This is a genomic window from Inquilinus sp. (assembly GCF_039594555.1).
Taxonomy (GTDB): domain Bacteria; phylum Pseudomonadota; class Alphaproteobacteria; order DSM-16000; family Inquilinaceae; genus Inquilinus.
Window position 1 is genome coordinate 1 of sequence record NZ_JBCNNF010000075.1, and the last position, 20,774, is coordinate 20,774.

The 20,774-nt window shown below is 68.0% G+C and carries 18 protein-coding genes and 1 pseudogene; 9 read left to right on the forward strand and 10 right to left on the reverse strand.

The annotated features are described in order from the left end of the window. Positions 1-278: 278 nt before the first annotated feature. The 8 genes from ABDW35_RS10750 to ABDW35_RS10785 form a co-directional block, all read right to left on the reverse strand. Positions 279-1,043 (reverse strand): type 1 glutamine amidotransferase domain-containing protein, encoded by a 765-nt coding sequence (locus ABDW35_RS10750; protein WP_343713862.1) that lies wholly within the window; start codon positions 1,041-1,043, stop codon positions 279-281. Positions 1,044-1,046: 3 nt separating this feature from the next. Continuing rightward, entirely contained in the window at positions 1,047-1,547 is a 501-nt protein-coding gene (locus tag ABDW35_RS10755; RefSeq protein ID WP_343713863.1) for a hypothetical protein, read from the reverse strand. Beyond that, complete coding sequence (locus ABDW35_RS10760; RefSeq protein WP_343713864.1) at positions 1,544-2,632, reverse strand: ABC transporter ATP-binding protein; 1,089 nt, start codon at positions 2,630-2,632, stop codon at positions 1,544-1,546. The genes ABDW35_RS10755 and ABDW35_RS10760 overlap by 4 nt, the downstream gene beginning before the upstream one ends. Before the next feature lie 2 nt (positions 2,633-2,634). Continuing rightward, entirely contained in the window at positions 2,635-3,579 is a 945-nt protein-coding gene (locus ABDW35_RS10765) for a carbohydrate ABC transporter permease (protein WP_343713865.1), read from the reverse strand. 3 nt (positions 3,580-3,582) lie between these two features. After that, positions 3,583-4,659, reverse strand: coding sequence for a sugar ABC transporter permease (locus tag ABDW35_RS10770; RefSeq protein ID WP_343713866.1), 1,077 nt, complete (start codon positions 4,657-4,659; stop codon positions 3,583-3,585). A 101-nt stretch (positions 4,660-4,760) separates the two neighbouring features. Next, positions 4,761-6,194, reverse strand: coding sequence for an extracellular solute-binding protein (locus ABDW35_RS10775; RefSeq protein WP_343713867.1), 1,434 nt, complete (start codon positions 6,192-6,194; stop codon positions 4,761-4,763). Between the two features lie 59 nt (positions 6,195-6,253). Further along, on the reverse strand, positions 6,254-7,345 hold the full coding sequence (locus tag ABDW35_RS10780) for an ABC transporter ATP-binding protein (protein ID WP_343713868.1): 1,092 nt from the start codon (positions 7,343-7,345) through the stop codon (positions 6,254-6,256). Positions 7,346-7,445: 100 nt separating this feature from the next. Beyond that, complete coding sequence (locus ABDW35_RS10785; RefSeq protein ID WP_343713869.1) at positions 7,446-8,156, reverse strand: GntR family transcriptional regulator; 711 nt, start codon at positions 8,154-8,156, stop codon at positions 7,446-7,448. A 130-nt stretch (positions 8,157-8,286) separates the two neighbouring features. On the opposite strand from ABDW35_RS10785, the gene ABDW35_RS10790 reads away from it, so the two are divergent. From ABDW35_RS10790 to ABDW35_RS10805, 4 genes are all read left to right on the forward strand, one after another. After that, positions 8,287-9,528, forward strand: coding sequence for an iron-containing alcohol dehydrogenase (locus ABDW35_RS10790; RefSeq protein ID WP_343713870.1), 1,242 nt, complete (start codon positions 8,287-8,289; stop codon positions 9,526-9,528). Positions 9,529-9,552: 24 nt separating this feature from the next. Further along, positions 9,553-11,034, forward strand: coding sequence for an NAD-dependent succinate-semialdehyde dehydrogenase (locus ABDW35_RS10795; RefSeq protein ID WP_343713871.1), 1,482 nt, complete (start codon positions 9,553-9,555; stop codon positions 11,032-11,034). Between the two features lie 178 nt (positions 11,035-11,212). Continuing rightward, entirely contained in the window at positions 11,213-12,259 is a 1,047-nt protein-coding gene (locus tag ABDW35_RS10800; RefSeq protein ID WP_343713872.1) for a TIM barrel protein, read from the forward strand. A 16-nt stretch (positions 12,260-12,275) separates the two neighbouring features. Further along, on the forward strand, positions 12,276-13,445 hold the full coding sequence (locus tag ABDW35_RS10805; protein ID WP_343713873.1) for a Gfo/Idh/MocA family oxidoreductase: 1,170 nt from the start codon (positions 12,276-12,278) through the stop codon (positions 13,443-13,445). 392 nt (positions 13,446-13,837) lie between these two features. Here the strand turns inward: ABDW35_RS10805 and ABDW35_RS10810 are convergent, their stop codons facing one another. Beyond that, positions 13,838-14,884: an NAD(P)-dependent alcohol dehydrogenase gene (locus ABDW35_RS10810; RefSeq protein WP_343713874.1), complete on the reverse strand. Its 1,047-nt coding sequence runs from the start codon at positions 14,882-14,884 to the stop codon at positions 13,838-13,840. 146 nt (positions 14,885-15,030) lie between these two features. Between ABDW35_RS10810 and ABDW35_RS10815 the strand changes: the two genes are divergently transcribed. Next, positions 15,031-15,951: a LysR family transcriptional regulator gene (locus ABDW35_RS10815; RefSeq protein WP_343713875.1), complete on the forward strand. Its 921-nt coding sequence runs from the start codon at positions 15,031-15,033 to the stop codon at positions 15,949-15,951. A gap of 353 nt (positions 15,952-16,304) precedes the next feature. Here the strand turns inward: ABDW35_RS10815 and ABDW35_RS10820 are convergent, their stop codons facing one another. Then, on the reverse strand, positions 16,305-17,249 hold the full coding sequence (locus ABDW35_RS10820) for a nucleoside hydrolase (protein WP_343713876.1): 945 nt from the start codon (positions 17,247-17,249) through the stop codon (positions 16,305-16,307). A 102-nt stretch (positions 17,250-17,351) separates the two neighbouring features. On the opposite strand from ABDW35_RS10820, the gene ABDW35_RS10825 reads away from it, so the two are divergent. The 4 genes and pseudogenes from ABDW35_RS10825 to ABDW35_RS10840 form a co-directional block, all read left to right on the forward strand. Further along, positions 17,352-18,329, forward strand: coding sequence for a 2OG-Fe(II) oxygenase family protein (locus ABDW35_RS10825; RefSeq protein ID WP_343713877.1), 978 nt, complete (start codon positions 17,352-17,354; stop codon positions 18,327-18,329). 105 nt (positions 18,330-18,434) lie between these two features. After that, positions 18,435-19,445 carry an ABC transporter substrate-binding protein gene (locus tag ABDW35_RS10830; protein ID WP_343713878.1) on the forward strand — a complete coding sequence of 337 codons (1,011 nt, stop codon included), beginning with the start codon at positions 18,435-18,437 and terminating at the stop codon, positions 19,443-19,445. Then, complete coding sequence (locus ABDW35_RS10835; RefSeq protein ID WP_343713879.1) at positions 19,442-20,503, forward strand: ABC transporter ATP-binding protein; 1,062 nt, start codon at positions 19,442-19,444, stop codon at positions 20,501-20,503. Before ABDW35_RS10830 ends, ABDW35_RS10835 begins: the two co-directional genes overlap by 4 nt. After that, a pseudogene (locus tag ABDW35_RS10840) lies at positions 20,500-20,774 on the forward strand (ABC transporter permease); the annotation flags it as partial. The gene ABDW35_RS10835 and the pseudogene ABDW35_RS10840, both read left to right, overlap by 4 nt.

The following is a 20,774-nucleotide window of genomic DNA, read 5'->3' on the forward strand; positions in this document are numbered from 1 at the left end:
AGAATTCACAGATTGCCTCTTTCGAGTCCCCCCTCCCCTCGCGGGAGGGGGGTAGGGGGAGGGGGTTCCCTCGGGTCGATCCGGCCCCGATCGCCACAGCCGGCGCGGACGGCGAGTTTGGTGCTCTGCCCATTCGCGCGCGGACGCGCGCAGACCCCTCCCCCTGCCCCCCTCCCGCAAGGGGAGGGGGACATAAAAGCTCACTTCAAAGAAGCGTGAATCCGATAGCCCCTGCCTGGCGAGGTCGCGAGCCTTTCAGGCGGGATCGGCCGCGGCAATCACTGCGCCGCCGATGCCTGCCCCTTCGCCGCCAGCAGCTGCTGCACCATGGCCTGGACCAGCCGCGGCAGGTCGTAGGGGAAGCGCGCGGTGATCAGGTTGCCGTCGACCACGCAGGGTTCGTCGAGCACGACGGCGCCGGCATTCTCCAGGTCGATCTGGATGTTCCACACGGCGGTGGCGCGCCGGCCCTTGAGGATCCCGGCGCTGACCATCACCCATTGGCCGTGGCAGATCGCGGTGGTCGGCTTGCCGGCCTCGTCCATGGCGCGGACGAAGGCCCGGGCGTGCGGGTCCATGCGCAGCGCATCGGGGTTCCAGCAGCCGCCGGGCAGCAGGACGGCGTCGTAGTCCGCCGCCTTCGCCTCGTCGGTGTAGCGATCGATCTTCAGCCAGCCGGCATTCTCCATCAGCCGGATGGCGAGAACATGGGTGGCGCATTGCGGCGGGAAGCGCAGCCCCAGCGTCGGGTCGAATTCGCCGATGCGCGGCGAGACGATGTGGACCGTCGCCCCATGCTCGGTGAGCCAGCGATGGGCGCCCAGGATCTCCACCTCCTCCACGCCGTTGGTGCAGCAGATGGCGATCCGCTTGCCCTTGAGCAGGCTCGGGTCCGAAGGCGGGTCGAACAGGAAGCCGTTGAGCTCCCGGTTCAGCTCGCCATCCGCCGTGACCAGCAGCTCGGTGGAGATGGAGGGCACCGGCGACGTCGACATCAGCTGCTGCATCCGGTGGAAGGCGGCCGCTTGCTCGCGTGGGTTCATCGTTCACTCTCCTGGAGATGTCGAGGGGTTGTGCTCGCCGGATCCTTCCTCGCTTCCGGTCGCCCGGCGGCCCTGCAGCATCAGCAGGCAGGCCAGGACGCCGGCAATAATCGCGACCGTCCAGGTGAAGCCGTGCATGTACCAGGGCTTGGCGGCCAGCTGGGCCTTGCCCGAGAGGGTGCTGGGATCCGGCGGCTTGAGAAAGAACAGGCCGTAGAGATGCGCGGCGAGGATCGCGACCAGCAGGACCAGGCAGAAGATCATGGCGACGATCATCGCCGCCTTGACCACGGCCCGTTTCGGGACACCGGGCTGCGCCAGCGGCAGCAGGTTGTTCGCCAGCGCCGCCACGATGACGAGGACACCGCCCGCCGTGAACAGCGCGATCTCGAAAGGCTGGAAGATCAGCAGCAGCGCCACGACGCCGAGCCCGATGATCGCGTGTTCCAGCCTGCGCGCGGCGGCGGGCGACATACCGCCCTGGCTGTGGTCGTGCCGGCTCATGCCCGGACCGCCTTGCCGTCCGCGGCGAAGATGTGGGTCTGCGTCGGATCCGGGACCAGGTGCAGCGGCTCGCCCACCGTCACCTTCCGGTCGCGCGGGATGACCACCCGGATGTCGCCGCCGGCCCTGGTGCGCGCATGGATCAGCGTCTCGGCGCCCATCGGCTCGATCAACTCGGTCACCGCATCGATGGTGCCGGCGGTATCCCGGGGCACCACGGTGAAGGCGCGCGGGCGCACGCCGACCGTCACCCTGCCCGGCCCCAGGGCCGCGACGGCGGGATTCGCGGGGAGGTCGACGTCCTGCTGGTCGAAGGCCACCGTCGCCTTGCCGCCGCCAGTGCCCTTGAGCTCCGCCTCGATCAGATTCATCTGCGGCGTGCCGATGAAGCTGGCGACGAAGACATTGGCCGGCTTGGCGAAGACCTCGTGGGGGCTGCCCACCTGCTCGATCAGCCCGTCGCGCATGATGGCGATGCGGTCCGCCATGGTCAGGGCCTCGAGCTGGTCATGCGTGACGATGACGGTGGCCTTGGACAGGTTCGACAGCACGGCCTTGATCTGGCCGCGCATGGCGTGGCGCAGCTCCACATCCAGCCGCGACAGCGGTTCGTCGAACAGGAAGCAGTTGGGGTCGCGCACGATGGCGCGGGCGACGGCGACGCGCTGCTTCTCACCCTCCGAGACCTGGCCCGGCATCCGGTCCAGCACGTCGCCCAGATGCAGGATGTCGGCCACCCTGCCGACGCGGGCGGCGATCTCCGCCTTGCCGAGGCCCTCGCGATGCAGCGGCATGGCGATGTTCTCGCCGACCGTCAGCGCCGGGTACAGCGCGTAGAACTGGAAGACCATGGCGATGTTGCGCTTCTGCGGCGACAGCTCGTTCATGCGCTGGCCGGCGATCACGATGTCGCCCGCCGTCGCCCGCTCCAGCCCCGCGATCATGCGCAGCGTCGTGGTCTTGCCGCAGCCCGACGGGCCGAGCAGGCAGACGACCTCCCCCGCCGCCACCGACAGGTCGGCGTCCCGGACCGCGACGAACGGGCCGAACGCCTTGGTGATCCCGCGGATTTCGATGGTCGACATCGCTATTTCCTGACCGTGCCGAAGGTGACGCCGCGCAGCAGGTGCTCCTGCAGGAAGAAGGTGACCAGGAAGACCGGGATCAGGAACAGCGTCTCGATCGCGGCCAGCAGGGTCCAGTCGGTGCCGCGGCCGCCGGAGGAGACGGCCTGGTTCATCGCCACCGGCACGGTGCGCGTGTCGGGGCCGGTCAGCAGCAGGGCGAACAGGAACTCGTTCCAGGTCAGGATCAGGCCAAAGACGAAGGTCGCGGCCAGGCCGGCGACGACCTGCGGCAGGCAGATCTTCCAGAACACCTTGACCTCGGACGACCCGTCGATGCGGGCGGCATCCTCGACATCGGTCGACAGCTCGTCGAAGAAGCTCTTCATCATCCAGATGGTGAAGGCCAGGTTGAAGGCGGTGTAGAGCAAGATGATGCCGGGATAGGACCCGGACAGGCCGACGGCGCGGAACATCAGGATCACCGGAATGATGACGACGATGGCCGGCAGCATCCGGGTGGTCAGGATGATGAACAGGTAGGTGTCGTTGCCCTTGAGCGGGTAGCGCGAGAAACCGTAGGCGGCCAGCGTGCCAAGGACGAGGGCCAGCAGCACCGAGACGGTGGCGATCACGATCGAGTTGAAGAAGAAGCGGTCGAAGCCGGTCGCCTCCGGCAGCCCGCCGACGGTCATCACCCGCGAGAACACCGAGCCGAAATTCTCCAGCGTCGGGGTGAAGACAAAGCGGTCGGGGATCAGGCCGAACAGCGATGTCGGCGACAGTGTCGGCGGCACCGACAGCGCCAGCTCCTGCGGCTTGATCGCGGTGAAGATGATGAACAGCACCGGCAGGAAGTAGAGCAGGCTGACGCCGGCCACGACCAGGGTGCGCCCCCAGCCGGCCTCCGCCACCCCGTGGCTGCGGCGAAACCCGATTCGTTCCCAGATGGAGGGGCCGGACGCCATGGATCAGCTCTCCCGGTTCCTGCGGTTGGCGAGATAGAGGTAGAGGTTGGTGAGGACGATCACCATGAACAGCATGACGTAGGAGATCGCCGCCCCTTCGCTGGTCTTGTTCTGCTCATTGGCGATGCGGATCAGGTGGTACGAGATCGTCATCGTGTCGTTGCCGCCCTTGGTCAGCAGGATGACGAGGTCGGCCAGCTTGAACGCCTCGATGGTGCGGAACAGCAGCGCCAGCATCAGCAGCCCGCGGATATAGGGGAAGGTGATGGTCCAGAAGCGCCGCCAGGCGGAGACGCGGTCGATCGCGGCCGCCTCGTAGAGGTATTTCGGCACGGAGACGAGCCCGGCCAGCACCAGCAGCATGACGAAGGGCGACCACATCCAGGCATCGGCGAAGACGATGCCCGCCACCGCGCCGGCCTTGTTGTCCATCAGGATGAACTGGCCACCGGTCATGCCATTCATCACATAGCTGAGGATGCCGAAGGTCGGGTCGTAGTAATAGGTGAAGAACACGCCCGAGGCGACGACCGACAGCATCATTGGCGTTAAGACGAGGATCAGCAGATATTTACGCAACGGGAACTGCTTGGCGAAGAGCATGGCCAGCAGGAAGCCGACCGCCATCTGCGCCGATACCGTGAGCACGACGAACATGGCGGTGTTGGTCAGCGCGTGCCAGTTGTCGGCCGCGGCGATGTCGTTGGTCAGCACCTTGATGTAGTTGCCGAGCCCGACGAACCGGATCGACTGCTGGTTCGACTGATAGGCGAAGAACGACAGTCCCAGCGACCACAGCAGCGGGAAGATGTTCATCACGAACAGCACGGCGATGGCCGGCGCCACAAGCAGACCGCCATAGTGGCGGCGGCGATAGGCGTTGACCGCGAAGGCGGCGGCGACCAGCGCCGCCATGGCGCCGACGATCCAGAAGGCGATGGCCGCAGGCAGCGCCGCCATCGCGGCGGTGGAGACGACGGCGCCCAGGACGATGGCCAGCCGCCAGTTGTCGGCCGACGGGGCCAGAAAGGCTGATGATGTCCGGCCCGCAGGAGCCGACAGGGTCGGTGTCACTGACATCGGCGCTCTCGATCGCAATTCTGCTTATCGGATCCGGCCTGCATGGCCGCGGCTCGGACCACCGCCGCCGGCCCGGATGGCCGGCGGCGGCCTGCGTCACGTCACTGGATCAGTCCCGCCTCGGTCAGCAGGTTCTGTTGGAACTTGGCGATGTTGTCCAAAGTCGTCTTGGCGTCCTGCTTGCCGGTGATCGCGAGGTCGAACTGGTCCTGCTGCTCGGTCAGCAATTCGAAGAACTGCGGCACGTGCCAGACGTCCTTCTGCCAGTCGAGCGACGCGGCCCATGCCCGGTTCCACGGGCGGTAGGTCACGTATTTCGGATCCGAATACACCGACTTGATCGCCGATTGGCCGCCCGCCGCGGCGAACTGGTGCTGGATGGCGGGCGACAGCCACCATTTCACGAAGTCCACCGCCTCCTTGATCTGGGCGTCGGTCGTCCAGGTGGTCAGCACGAAAGGCTGACCACCGATGTTGGACCAGCGGACCATCTTGCCGTCGGCACCGATGGTTCCCGGCATCAGGCCGAACACCAGCTTGTCCGCGACCTTCGAGGTCTTCGGGTCGAGCGAGGCTTCGCCGAGGCCGATCCAGTCGACGTTCATGGCCACCTTGCCTTCGCGGAACAGCTCGTCCGACTTGAAGATGTCCATGGTGCCGGTCTTGGCCACCGGCGGCATATAGTTGATGAGCGCCAGATAGGTCTCCAGCGCCTTGACCGCGATCGGCGAATTCACCACGCCTTCCGCCTGGCCCTTCGGCACCTGGGTCTCGTCCCAGATGTCGCCGCCCATCTGCCAGATCAGGCCGTTGATCTGCATGGACGAGAAGTCGTAGCTCTTCCCGGCCTGGAAGGCAATGCCGTAGAAATCGTCGTCGGCCGGCTTGCCGGCCAGCATCTCGCCTTTCTTGCGCCGGAAGAACTCGCCGACATTCCGGAAATCATCCCAGGTCATGGCGTCGATTTCTTCGCCCGTGCAGGGCAGCTTCTTCTGGTACTTCACCTTGAAGTTCTTCTGCTCGGTCTCGTCGCAGAGGACGTCCTTGCGCCCATATGTGACCAGCACGTCGGGGAATTGCGGGAAGCCGTAATAATTCTCGGACTTATAGGGATAGGTCGCGTAGGCGTTCAGCGGATTGGGGTGGATCTCCATGAACGCCTTCTTGAAATCGGGATCGGCATCAAGGAGATCGTTGATCTTGCGGAAATAGCCGCCCTCGACGAAGGCACCCAGCCACTGCGAGTCCGACACGATGAAATTGTACTTCTGCTCGCCGGAAGTGAGCGAGGCATTCACGCGGGTGTAGAAATCAGGCCAGGGAATGAAGTCGACGTCGAGCTTCACGACATTGCCGGATTTCGGCTTGTACTGCTCGTCGAAGAACTTCTTCATGACGCGGGTCGGCGGCCAGTCGGGCACCGCCATCGACAGCGTCACCTCCTCGGCCAAAGCAAACCTGGCGCCACCGGCCATCAGCACAGCGGCCAAGCCCGCGGCCGCCACCACACCCTTGATCTTCGTCGTTGCCGTCATTTTCAGGTCTCCTCCCCATATGTTATTGGCGTTGTTGTTTTTGTCCGGTCTCTCCTGGTTCAGGTGATCGCCTGGCCGTTCGAGGCCCGGAAGACGTGGAGCTTTGCCGGGTCGAGAACGACCGCGGCCTGCTGGCCGGGCCGCAGGCCCGACGCCGCCGCTTCCGGCAACACCAGCCGGAGCGTCTCTCCCCCGGCCGCGATCGAGATCACGGTGACGTCGCCCAGCGGCTCCAGCATTGCGATGCTGGCCGCCACGCCGCCTTCGCCGCCGGCCGCGAGGCGGAGGTCGCTCGGCCGGATGCCGACCACGGCCTCCTCCCCGGCCTCTGCGGCGCCCAGTTTGCGCGCGCAGGCCAGGGGGCCAATCGCGGAGTCGATGATGGTGCCGTCGCGGCCCAGCCTGCCCTTGATCAGGTTCATGGCGGGCGAGCCGATCTTGCCCGCCACATACAGGTCGCGCGGTGCTTCGTAGAGCTCGTCGGGCGTCCCGGTCTGTACCACGCCGCCGTCCCGCAGCACGGCGATTTCCTCGCCCATCGACAGCGCCTCGAGCTCGTCGGGCGTCGCATAGACGATGGTGAGGCCGAACTGGCGATGCAGCCGCTTCAGCTCGGCACGCATCTCATGCCGCAGCTTGGCGTCGAGATTGGTCAGCGGCTCGTCCAGCAGCAGGATCCGGGGGCGCCGGATCAGCGAGCGGCCGAGCGCGACCCGCTGCTGCTCCCCGCCCGACAGCGTGCCGGGCTTGCGGTCGAGCTTCGCATCGAGCCGGAGCATTGCCGCCGTCTCGCGGACGCGACGGCCGATCTCCTCCCGCCCCTCGCCGGCCTCGACCAGCGGATAGGCCAGGTTCTGGCGGACGGTGAGATGCGGATAGAGCGCGAAGGACTGGAACACCATTGACACGCCGCGCCCGGCGATCGGCTCCCGCGTCCAGTCCCGGCCGAAGATCTCGACCCGGCCGCGATCCGGCGCGACGAGGCCGGCGATGGTGCGCAGCGTCGTCGTCTTGCCGACCGAGCTGGGCCCGAACAGCACGAAGAAGCGGCCTTCCGCGACGCTGAACGACAGGTTGCGCAGGGCTGTGACGCGTCCGTAGGACTTGCTGACATTCGTCAGGTTCAGCGCGCAGGTGTCGACCTGTCCCATCGCTCCCCTCCCTTCCTTCCAGCGTATCACGGATCCGCCCACCCCTGGCGACTCCTGCATTCGGGCGAGGGACGCATGCCGGGCGGAACCACGGCCGGCATCAGTCGAACGCCGGCAGCAGGCGGTCGCGCGACCGCTCGATATGCGTGCGCATGGCCCGTTCGGCCTTGTCCGGATGCCGCCGCGAGAAGGCGGCCAGGATCGCCGCGTGCTCGTCGAGTGCCTCTTCGGTCACCCGCGAATGGAACATCAGGCGGAAGATGTGAAAGTGGGTGTGCTGGTGCGCCAGCGTCTCGCGGATCAGTTCGTTGCCCGCGACCGCCAGGATCTTGTCATGGAACAGGGCGTCCTCGCGCGCGAACTGTGAGTAGCGGGCCCGTGCGTCCGGCCCGTCCGGGTGCGACATCACTCCGGCCGCCTCGGTCAGCTCCTGCAGCGCCGCATCCGTCATCGCCGATGCGGCCCGGCGCGCGGCGTCGGGCTCGAGCAGCAGGCGCAGCTCATATAGCTCAGTGAAGCGCCGGCGCGAGATCTGGGGGGCCGCGCTGTAGCCGACCAGATGCGTCTTGACCACCAGGCCTTCGCCTTCCAGGCGGCCGAGCGCCTCGCGGATCGGCGTCTGCGACACGTTGAGCTCACGCACCAGCGCGTCGACCGTGATGCGGGCGCCGGGGGGAATCCTCAGTGCCATCAGCTGGGCGAAGATTGCCTCATAGACCTCGTCCGCGAGGCTGGCGGCGCGATGGATCACCGGGCCGCCATCGCCCGGACCGGCCGCCGAATGAGACGTGAGTGGTTTCTGGCTGCGCACTGCTTTGTCCCTTGACAATGCAACAGGGCTAGCACGATCCTCCGCCTCGTTCAATACGATATCCTATAGGATCTTATATAGGATTTTCATTGGGCACGAGTTCCAGCATCGTCCATCGATGGAGGCGATCGTGACGTCCTTCTCGGCGATCCGGCTGCCCAGGGAGGTCCTGTTCGGCAAGGGCCAGCGCGACGCCCTGCCCGCGGTGGCCAGCCGCCTCGGGCGGCGGGCGCTGGTGTGCACCGACGAGCGGCTCGCCATGTCCACCGATTTCGAACGGATGCTGGACGGGCTGCGCGCGGCCGGGCTGGCCGTCAGCGTTTACGGGAGCGTGCAGCCTGACGTGCCGCGCGACAGCGCCGCCGGCTGCGCCGAGGAGGCGCGCGGCTTCGCGCCCGATCTCGTCATCGGCCTCGGGGGCGGCAGCTGCCTCGACATGGCGAAATGCGCCGCCCTGCTGCTCAGCCATGGCGGCCGGCTGCCGGACTATTACGGCGAGTTCAAGGTGCCAGGACCGGTGCTGCCGGTCGTCGCCGTCCCCACCACCGCGGGAACCGGGTCGGAAGCGACGCCGGTCGCGGTGATCTCCGACCCCGACCGGATGCTGAAGGTCGGCATCTCGAGCCCGCACCTCATCCCCGCCGCGGCCATCTGCGACCCCGACCTCACCCTCTCCTGCCCGCCCGCCCTGACCGCGGTCGCCGGCGCCGACGCGCTGACCCACGCGATCGAGGCGTTCACCGCCGGCCGGCGGCCGCCCTCGGCCGAGCTCGCGCAGCAGCACGTCTTCATCGGCAAGAGCGCGCTGACCGACCATTTTGCGCTCCTCGCCATCCGGCTGCTCGGGCGCAGCCTCGAGCGCGCCTGGCGCGACGGGGCGGACGAGGATGCGCGGACAGACGTGATGATGGCGGCGCTGGCTGCGGGCTGCGCCTTCGGCACCGCGGGAACGGCGGCGGCGCATGCCATCCAGTATCCTGTCGGCGCCCTGACCCACACCCCGCACGGCTTGGGCGTCGCGGCCGCCCTGCCCTATGTGATGCGCTTCAACCGCGCCGCGGCGCTGGACGAGATAGCCCAGATCGCCGTCGCGCTCGGCATCGACGACCGGCGCGCGACCCGCGCAGCCCTGGCCGACGCCGCCATCACCGAGGTGACCCGGCTGCTGCGCGCCATCGGCATCCCGCCGACCCTCGCCGATCTCGGCCTGCCCGCCGACAGGCTGGGCTGGACCGCCGAGCAGGCGGTCGGCATCGAGCGCCTGATCAAGAACAATCCGCGCCCGATCGGGCTCGCCGAGATGCACCGGCTGGTCGATGCCGCGTATCGCGGCGACCCGGACGCGGCGGCAGCCGACCCCGTCCTCGAATAAGGGAGCCCGCCGATGATCGCCGCAATGTCCGTGGCAGCCGCGCCCCCATCCGCCGCATCGGGCCTCGATCCGGCGAGCTGCGCCCGCGGCCTCCTTATCGGCGGAGAATGGCTGTGGCCGGCGGGGCGCAAGCCCATCCCGGTCATTGATCCGTCGACCGGGCAGATCCTGGCCGAGGTGCCGGACGCATCGGTCGCGGATGCGGCCGCCGCAGTCGCGGCCGCGGCGCGGGCGGCCGCGGCCTGGCGCGCGACGCCGCCACGGCGGCGGTCGGATATCCTGCGCCGCTGCTTCGAGCTGATGACGGAGCGCGCCGAGGATCTGGCCCGGCTGATCGCGCTGGAGAACGGCAAGGCCCTGCGCGACGCGCGCGGCGAGGTCGCCTACGCCGCCGATTTCTTCCGCTGGAACGCGGAGGAGGCGGTGCGCATCTGCGGCGACTTCATGCTCTCCCCCACCGGGGCGAACCACATCGTCGTCGATTACGAGCCGGTCGGCATCTGCGTGCTGGTCACGCCCTGGAACTTCCCGGCGGCGATGGCCACCCGCAAGATCGCGCCGGCGCTCGCCGCCGGCTGCACCGTGGTGCTCAAGCCGGCCACCGAGACGCCGCTGACGGCCTATGCGCTGGCCGCGCTGTGCGCGGAAGCCGGGGTGCCGCCCGGCGTCGTCAACGTGCTGACCACCGCGACCCCCGGCCCGGTGACGGCGGCGATGCTGGCGGATCCCCGGGTGCGGAAGCTGTCTTTCACCGGCTCCACCCAGATCGGCCGTGTCCTGCTCGCCGAGGCGGCCAAGCACGTCGTGAGCTGCTCGATGGAGCTCGGCGGCAACGCGCCGCTGATCGTCTTCGACGACGCCGACCTGGAGCTGGCGATCGACGGCGCCATGCTGGCCAAGATGCGCAATGGCGGCGAGGCCTGCACCGCCGCCAACCGCCTCTATGTGCAATCCGGCCTCTACGACCGGTTCGCGGCGGCGCTGACGGCGCGCATGGCGGCGCTGACGCTCGGCCCCGGCACCGACCCGGCCACCGAATGCGGCCCGATGATCAACCCGGCCGCCGTCGAAAAGATCGAGCGGCTGGTGGACGACGCCCTGTCGCGCGGCGCCCGGTTGCTCTGCGGCGGCCGCCGGCCGGACGGGCCCGGCTGCTTCTACCCGCCGACCGTGTTGGACGGCGTCCCGGCCGATGCCGCCATGGCGCAGGAGGAGATCTTCGGGCCGGTCGCCGCGCTCAGCCGCTTCGAGACGGAGGACGAGGCCGTCGCCCTGGCCAATGCGACCGAATACGGCCTGGCCGCCTATGTCTTCACCCGCGACCTGGCGCGCGGCCTGCGGGTCTGCCGCCGGATCGAGACCGGCATGGTCGGGCTCAACCGCGGGCTGGTCTCCGACCCGGCGGCGCCGTTCGGCGGCACCAAGCAGAGCGGCCTCGGACGCGAGGGCGGCGCCCAGGGCGTGCTGGAGTTCCTGGAGGCCAAGTACATCGCGACGCGGCTTTAGCCGACCGGCACGGTGCTCCGTCTTCGATCTGGCCGGCCCGGCGCGTCCGGCGTTTAATGAGGCAAATCCGGGGACGCGGATCGACGTCGCGGCCGTCCCTCCGGGAAGGATCGAGCCGCTGACCGGGCAAACCGGCAGTCAAGACAAGGCCTGCGACGTCAGATCTGGGGAGGATCCGATGACCAACACCTATCCCAAGCTGCACAATGCCGCCTGGCCGGGGATCGTCGGCAAGGGCGGCGATTCCGAGCCGATCATCCCGCTCGACACGTTGCTGCGCCTGACCGCCGAGGCCGAGGTCGACGGCGTGAGGTTCGACGGCATCGACCTATTCATCACCGATCCGCATATGTCGATCGACAGCGACGGCGATGCGGTCAAGCGGATGGCCGACCATATCGCCGGCTACGGGCTGAAGGTCGGCTCCTTCGTCGCGCCGATCTGGGGCGGCGCCGGCGGCGGATCGGCCATGGGCTCGGCCGAGGACCGCAAGCGCTTCGTCACCCAGGTCAGGAAGGCCTGCGCCATCGGGCAGCAGATGCGTGAGCTGGGGATCCGCCCCACCGGCGGCATCCGGATCGACTCCTCAACCGGCGTCGAGGCCTGGGACCGGGATCCGGAAGGCAACACCCGGCTGATCGCGCAGACCTTCCGGGACGCGGCCGACATCGCCGAGGATCATGGCGAATTCCTCGTCGCCGAGGGCGAGATCTGCTGGGGCGGCATGCATTCCTGGCGCGAGATGGTGAAGCTGCTCGAGCTCGTCGATCGCCCGGGCGTGGTCGGCTACCAGGCCGACATGGCGCATTCGATGCTGTACACGCTCGGATACAACGCCGAGCAGGACCGCATCCTGCCCCGGGATTTCGACTGGTCCGATCACGCGACGCTCGACGCCGCCTATCGGCAGGTGGCCGACGCGCTCCGCCCCTGGACCATGGATTTCCACGTCGCCCAGAATGACGGCACCGTCTTCGGCTCGGGCGACCATGAGAAGACCGGCCGCCACTGCCAGGTCACCGACCCGAACGGCCGACTCGATATCACCAGGCATGCCGGCTACTGGCTGCGCAACGGCGACGGCACCCTGACCAGGCGGATGCGCCATATCTGCTGGGACGGCTGCATGTTCCCGAACGCGGTGATGGAGGACCAGAACACCTGGAACGCCGTGCTCGGCGCCATGATCAAGGTGCGCGACGCCCATGGCTGGTGCGAAGACTGAGACGGGGGAAACAACGATGGCCAAGGCACTCAATGTCGGCATGGTCGGCTACGGCTTCATGGCGCGGGCCCATTCCAATGCCTGGGGCAAGGTCTCGCAGTTCTTCGACACCGGCTACCGGCCGGTCCTGAAGGCGGTCGCCGCCCGCAACGGCGAGAAGGCCGGAGCCTTCGCCCGGACCTGGGGCTATGAGAGCGTCGAGAGCGACTGGCGCCGGCTGGTCGAGCGCAAGGATATCGACGTGATCGATATCTGCACGCCGAATGACAGCCACGCCGAGATCGCGATCGCGGCGGCCGGGGCCGGCAAGATGGTGACCTGCGAGAAGCCGCTCGCCCGCAGCGCCGCCGAGGGGCTGCCGATGGTGCAGGCGGTCGAGACGGCCGGCGTGCCGAACATGGTCTGGTACAACTACCGCCGCGTGCCGGCGGTCAGCCTGATCAAGCAGGTCGTCGACCAGGGCCTGCTCGGCAGGATCTACCACTACCGCGCCAAGTTCCTGCAGGACTGGACCATCTCGCCCGACGTGCCCCAGGGCGGCGCCGGGACATGGCGGCTCGACGTCGACGCGGCCGGCTCGGGCGTGACCGGCGACCTGCTGGCGCACTGCATCGACACGGCGATCTGGATCAACGGCTCGATCGGGAGCCTGACCGCCATGACCGAGACCTTCGTCAAGCAGCGCAAGCATGCGGTGACCGGCGAGGTGCAGCAGGTCGGCATCGATGATGCGGCGGCGGTGCTGGCCCGTTTCGCCAACGGCGCGCTCGGCACCTTCGAATCCACGCGCTACGCCCGCGGGCACAAGGCCGCCTACACGCTGGAGATCAACGGCGAGAAGGGCTCCTTCGCCTGGGACCTGCACGACCTCAACCGCGTCGCCTGGTTCGACCACCGAACGCCCGGCACGCTGCGCGGCTGGACGTCGATCCTGGTCACGGATGGCGAACACCCCTATCTCGGCAAGTGGTGGGTGCCGGGGCTGATCATCGGCTACGAGCACTCCTTCGTCCACCAGGTCGCCGATTTCCTGCAGGGCCTGGCCGACGGCCAGCCGGCCGCGCCGACCTTCCGCGACGCGCTGGAGACGACGGTGGTCTGCGACGCGATCATCGCCTCGGGCAGGACCGGGCAATGGGTCGATGTCGAGACGCCCCGGCCGGCCGAAGCGCAGACGGCGAGATGACGAAGCCCGCCGAGGATAGGCGAACGGCAATCCTGTTCTGACCGGCAGCAGCGGCATCACCGATGACGGAGGGATCGAGCTCGCGGCCAGCCCGGCCCTGATGCGCATCGGCGTGCCGAAATCCGGCGACGAGCTGTGGTCGACCTATGTCGCCGACGGCGAGCAGCCGGAGATCGGGAATTGCCGATATGCGCCGCCCGCGCAGGCGCATGCCTCGGAGTCGGTGCCTGGCTATCGTCCGGCTCTTGCGGGCGTGCCCGGCCGGAGGGCGCCATAAGCGGACTCCTCAGCGGCATCTCCAAGCCGGACACGTCCCAGCCAGCCCAGATCGCTCTCCCCCGCAGGCCAGAGCCGGCGGGAGAGAGTGATCTCCGGACATTGCCACGGCCATTCTAAAGCAAGCGTCCCGCGGTCCAGTCGATTTCGATGACGACTTTGCCAAAAGGACCGCGGTCGAGGTGATCGAGCGCCGCGAGCAGATCGGAGAAGGCATACCGCGAGTCGATCATTGGTTTGAGACCAGTCCGATCGACGGCGCGAACAAAGTCTTCCAAGGCCCGGCGACTGCCTGTTCCGATGCCATGGACCGTGACGTCCTTGAGCATCAGTGGCATCGCCGGAGAGGATATTTCGAACCCCTCCAGCGCGCCGATCTGGCAGACATGACCGCCGACGGCCACCAGTTGCACCGACTTGCCGAGATGGGGCCCGCCGATCACTTCGAGGACGTGGTCCGCGCCACGACCGCCGGTGATCTCGTAAACGGCCTCCGTCCAGTCTTCGCGATTGCGATCGATGCAATGGTCGGCACCGAGCGCCTGGGCGCGCTCAAGCACGTCGGCACCACCCGAAACGATCACCTCGGCCCCGTGCGCCTTGGCGATCAGGAGACCGAACAGCGCAACCCCACCAGTGCTTGGAATCAGCACCGTGTCTCCGGCACGCACCCCGGCACGCTCGACCAGAGCGAACCAGGCGGTGAGCCCCGCGCACGGCAACGTGCTGGCTTCCGCATCCGTCAATGTCGCCGGCGCCCGGACGAGCCAATCCTCTGACAGCACCACGTACTCCGCCAGCACACCGGGATAGTAGCCGCCGAGTGTTCGATAGGCCGGCGCCCGGGCAGTACCGGGCCGGATGCCGTCGATCCAGTCGGGCATGAAGGCCGAGATCACACGGTCGCCGACACCATGGCGCGTAACGCCATCGCCAAGCGCGACCACCTCTCCCGCCAGGTCGGATCCCGGCGTGAAGGGGAATCTGATCGGCAGGCCCCGGCCGCTTTCAACCACCATCTTGTCGCGATGGTTCAGCGCGACCGCGGCCACCTTCACCAACACGTCACCCGGACCGGGCGACGGGATCGGGGCATCCCTGAGCTTCAACTGGTCGCGGCCGATCGCGTCCATTTCCCAGCGCTTCATCGTCTCGCTCGTCATCACGCGTCCTTCGGACTGCAGAGAGGATGCGCTGCTTGGCACGGGTCGAGGCCAAGCTCCGCATCAGCGGCCGCCAATCTCGTGCACTCGATTGTGCATGGGAATGCACTACAATCGGCACAGGTCGTTGCATATGAGGCATCAATGTGAAAGGCACGGAGTTCGCCGAGCTGGCCGCTTTCATGGCCGTGTCGAATGAAAGGAGCTTCAGGCGCGCGGCCGAACGGCTCGGCATGTCGCCGTCCGCGTTGAGCCGCACGATCCGGTCGCTTGAGGAGCGTCTGGGAGCCCGGTTGCTCAACCGAACGACCCGAAGCGTCGCGCCGACCGAAGCCGGCCAGGCATTGTTCGATCGCCTGCGCCCCTCGATCGCCGATATGGAAAGCGCCGTGCGCGACGTTGGGGCCTATCAGAGCCGCCCCAGAGGCGCTGTGCGGGTGAACCTGCCGCGCATCGCCGCCCGCCTCGTGGTAACGCCTATCCTTGCGGACTTTCTCGAGCGATACCCCAGCGTCCGTATCGACCTGGTGATCGATGACAACATCACCGACGTCGTCGCCCAGGGTTTTGATGCCGGAATTCGATCAGGCGAACTCGTGCACCAGGATATGGTCGCGGTCAGGCTGACGCCGGACCTGAGGATGGCGGCCGTCGGCTCTCCGGCGTATTTCGCCCGTCGACCGCCACCCCAAGTGCCACGTGATCTTCGCGATCATCTCTGCCTCACCTACCGTTGGGCTGGGACAGGAGCTCTGTATCGCTGGAGGTTCGACGGTCCGGACGGATCGCTCGATGTCGAGGTTTTGAGCGTGGTCACCGTCAATGACACGGATCTGCTCTTGGCCGCTGCGCTGCAAGGCGCTGGCCTCGCATTCCTTCCCGAAAGTTTTGTCGCCCCCTACATGGCCAGCGGCGAATTGCTTCGCGTGCTGGATGCCTGGTGCAAACCCTTTGCGGGGTTCTATCTGTATTATCCCAACAAGCCTCGGATGCCTGCAGCGCTGAGGGCCTTCATCGACTTCGTGAAATTGACGAGTCCATCTCGCATCGGCCGCCAAGGCGCCTAGGATGGACGATCGCACGCATCGATCGGCGAGCGGGCGGCGCCCCGCGGAGGCAGTGATCGCCCGCTCCGTTGAAGCGATGCAGCATCGCGGCAGCCGGCCATTTCATTGCTGGATTGGCCTGCCATCGATCGGCCGCCCCCCGGGCGCAGGCCGAAGGGTGCCATAAGGAGACATCTTGCCGGCGGCAGGGCCGAGACGTGTCGCGGCCCCTGTTGGCTCCTGGCACGAATGGGCGACTGGGCGGGATCTTTCCGCCGCACTCGGATAGGCATCGGAAGATCATCCGTCTGGACAGCCGTCCCGTGGTTCAGCCGGCCGGCACATTGCCGGCATGACTGAACCTGCCCAAATATTCACCGCGAACCGAGCGCGGCCAGGCGGCCGAGCATGCGATCGTAGAAGGCGGGCGCGTCGCAGCCGGTCAGCCACAGGCAGTTGGCGGCCCGGCCGGAGATGCCCCACCAGTCGACCACGGTCATGCCGACCGTCAGCGGCGACGCCGTCTCGATCTCGACATTGCAGCGCCGGCCGCTGAACAGCTCCGGCCACAGCAGATAGCCGACCGCCAGCGCATCGTGCAGCGGCCGGGTGGCGGTGCCGTACTTCTCGTTCCCGAAGCGCTGGAAGAAACGCATCATCCCGGCGCCTGCGGCGCCGACGCGGGTGCCCAATGCCTCCAGATCGGTAATCCAGCTCTCCGGCGTCGGCGCCGCATAGGTACAGTCGATCGGCACGGCCACGAGGTCGATGCCGGCGCCGAACACGATGGCCGCGGCGTCGGGGTCGACCAGGATGTTGAACTCCGCCGCCGGGGACATGTTGCCGCCCTGGAAGAAGCCGCCCCCCATCAGCACGATCCGGCGGATCTTGCGAGCGACCGCCGGGCTGCGGCGCAGCGCCATGGCGATATTGGTCAGGGGCCCGACCGGCACCAGCGTGGTCGCGCCGTCCGGCCGGCTCAGCAGCGTCTCGACGATCCAGTCGACCGCGTGGCCCGGCTCCGGCGGCCGCGCCGGGGCCGGGAAGTCCCAGCCGTCCAGGCCGGTCTTGCCATGCACCTCCTCAGCGAAGCGGGCCGGGCGAAGCAGCGGCCGTTCGCACCCGGCCCGGACCGGGATCTCCGGCCGGCCCGCCAGCTCGACCACCCGCCGCGCATTCGCGGCGGTGACGGCGACCGGGACATTGCCGGCGACCGTGGTGAGGCCGAGGACCTCGAGCTCCGGCGACGCCAGGGCCAGCAGGATGGCGAAGGCATCGTCCTGTCCCGGATCCGTGTCGATGATGATGGCTTCGATCATTCCAGCCTCCCTGCCGGCCCGCATCGGCCGATCTCTGCTCGACAAAACTGTATACAGAAGCATTTTTTTGTATACAAATATCCGAAACAGGGGAGCTTGCGAATGGGTCGGGGAGAATTCTCGAACATCCCGGTGCTCGACGTGTCGCCGCTGCGCGGCGGCGCCGGGCCGGAAGGCCGCGCCGGCGCCGTGGCCGAGCTGCGGCGGACGCTGGAGACCATCGGCTTCATCTATCTCGCCGATCACGGCGTGCCGCCGGAGCTGGGTGAGCGGCTGCACCGGCTGTCGGTGCAGTTCCACGACCTTCCCGTCGAGGCCAAGCTGCGCATCCGCATGAACGATGCGCATCGCGGCTATATGCCGTTCAGCACCTCGACCATCGTCACCTCCTCGGTCGCCACGGTCACCAAGCCGAACCAGAGCGAATCCCTGATGGTGATGCACGACCTGGCCGCGGACGACCCGGCGCTGGGCGAGCCGCTGCAGGGCCCGAACCAGTGGCCGGCGGAGATCCCGGAGCTGCGCCAGGCGGCGCTCGACTACATGCAGGCGATGTCGGCGCTGGGCCGTGACATGGCGGTGGCGATCGCCGAGGCGCTGGGCCTGCCGCCGACCTATTTCCTGCCCCATTTCGACCGGCCGACACTGTTCCTGCGCCTGCTGCACTACCCGGAGCAGCAGCGTGAGGAAGGGCTGTTCGGGTCGGCCCCGCACACCGATTACGGCTTCATCACCCTGCTGGCGCAGGATTCGGTGGGCGGGCTCGAGGTCCGCAACCGCGCCGGCGACTGGATCCCGGCGCCACCGATCCCGAACACCTTCGTGATGAATGTCGGCGACATCCTGGCGCGCTGGTCGAACGACCGTTTCGCCTCCACCCCGCACCGGGTGCTGAACCTGAGCGGCCGCGAGCGCTATTCGCAGCCCTTCTTCTACGACCCGTCGATGGACTCCGTGGTCGACTGCCCCGCCGCGCTGCTGGCGCCGGGCGAGGCACCGCGCCACCCGCCGGTGCGCTACGGCGACTATCTCCTGGATCGGCTCAACAAGAACTACGAGTACCGCAAGAAGGCGTCCTGAGAACGCCAAGGGATCCGCAGAGGTCCCCCGGGGAGGCGCCGCCCACGTCGGCGGTCCACAAACAGCGGAGACAGAGACATGCAGCCCACTCGACGGCAGGTTGTCATGGCATGCGCGGCCCTGATGGGCCCGGCCATGCTGCGGTTCCCGGCCCTGGCGGCCGCGGCGCAGGAGCTGGTGATCACCACCTATGGCGGGGTCTGGGAAGCGTTCTGGCGCAAGAGCCTGGTGCCCGCCTTCGAGACCGCGACCGGCGCTAGGACGAAGCTCGACATCGGCTTCGGCCGAACCTTCACCTCGACCCTGCGCGCGGCCGGCAAGGACCACCCGCCCTATTCGATGGTGATGATGAACGAGGTCTTCGCCTCGCTGCTGCGCAAGGAGGGCTACTTCGAGAAATTCGACCTGTCGCTGGTGCCCCACTACAAGGACCTGTACCCGATCGCCCAGACCGGCGACGGCTGGGCCGCGGTCGGCATGATCTCGCCGCTCGGCCTCGGCTACCGCACCGACCTGGTCCAGACCCCGCCGAAATCCTGGAAGGACCTGTGGACCAACCCGGAGTTCCAGGGCCGCATCGGCCTTTACAACATCGTCAACTCCGCCGGGAAGGCGATGGTCATGCTCACCGGCAAGCTGTTCGGCAGCGGCCCGCAGGACATGGACAAGGCCTATGAGAAGCTGGGCGAACTGGCCCCCGTGCTGCAGACCGACTTCAACATGTCAACCCTAATGTCGACCGGGGAGATCGTGGTCGCGCCCTATGATTTCGGCGAGATCGCCCGGCTGAAGCACCAGGGGCTGCCGGTCGAGTGCGTCGTGCCGGAGGAGGGCCTGCTGATGTGGGACCAGACCTTCAGCATCTGCGCCAATGCCCCGGCACGGGAGCTGGCCTACAAGTACATCGACTTCATCCTGTCGCCGGAGACGCAGCTGATGCTGGCGCGGGAGTTCTTCGTCTCCCCGGTCAACCGCACGGTCGAGGTGCCGGAGGATCTGCGCGCCGACGTGCCGGTCTATGGCGACCAGATGGGCAGGATCCTCGCCTGGGACTGGGATTGGGTGAACGCCAATGCCACCGAGATGACGGAACGCTGGAACCGGACCTTCCAGTGACCGAAGTCGTCATTTCAGAGCTGACCCGCAGCTTCGGTGCCGCCCGCGCGGTCGACCGGCTGTCGCTGTCGATCGCGAGCGGCGAGTTCGTCTCGCTGCTCGGCCCGTCGGGCTGCGGCAAGACCACCACGCTGAAGCTGATCGCCGGCTTCGAGGAGGCCGAGCACGGCAGCATCGCCTTCGACGGCCGCGACGTCTCGGCCTTGCCGCCGGAGCGGCGGGACATCGGCATGGTGTTCCAGTCCTACGCCCTGTTCCCGCACATGACGGTGGCGCGGAACCTGGCCTTCGGGCTGGAGATGCGAAAGGTCGGCCGGGCCGGAATCGCAACCCGCGTCGCCCAGGTGCTGGAGATGGTGCAGCTGCGCGGGATGGAGGAGCGCTATCCGCGCGAGCTGAGCGGCGGCCAGCAGCAGCGCGTCGCCCTGGCCCGGGCGCTGGTGATCGAGCCCAGCATCCTGCTGCTGGACGAGCCGCTGGCCAATCTCGACGCCCGGCTGCGCGACGAGATGCGGGTGTTCATCCGCGACCTGCAGCGGCGGGTCGGCATCACCACCATCTACGTCACCCACGACCAGGCCGAGGCGATGACGATGTCCGACCGCGTCGTGGTGATGTTCGGCGGCCGCATCGTCCAGGCCGGCGCCCCCGAGGCGATCTACGAGCGGCCGGCCGACGCCCGGGTGGCGAGTTTCGTCGGCCAGGCCAACCTGCTGCCCGGCATCGTCGTCGCCGACGGCGCCGACGCGAAGATCCGGACCGTGTTCGGCGACTGCGCGGCGAACGGGCTGAACGGCACCGCCCCGGGTGCCTCGGTCCGGGCGCTGCTGCGGCCGGAGGCGATCACCCTGGCCCCCGCCGGCATCGGCACCACGGCGACGGAAGGCGTGGTCGAGGGCCGCTACTATCTCGGCAATATGGTGAACTACCGCATCCGGCTGCCGGACGGCAGCGATGTCGAGGCCCACAGCCTGACCCAGACCCGCTTCGCCGAGGGGCAGCGCGTGGCGGTGCGGCCGCCGGCCGCCCCGCTCTGGGTGGTCCCGGAGGCGCCATGACCGCCCGGCGCAAAAGGCTGCCCTGGACCTGGCTGATGATCGCGCCGGCGGCGGTGCTGCTCGGCGTGTTCCTGCTGGTGCCCTATCTCAACATCGTGCTGATGAGCTTCCGGCCGCCGGCCACCGGCGCGCCCTACGGGCAGGGGCTGACGCTGGACAACTATCAGCGCGCCCTGACCGACGGCTACTACCTCGGCCAGCTCGGCAGCACGCTGTGGATCGCGCTGCTGACCACCGCGGCGACGCTCCTGGTCGGCTTCCCGGTCGCCTG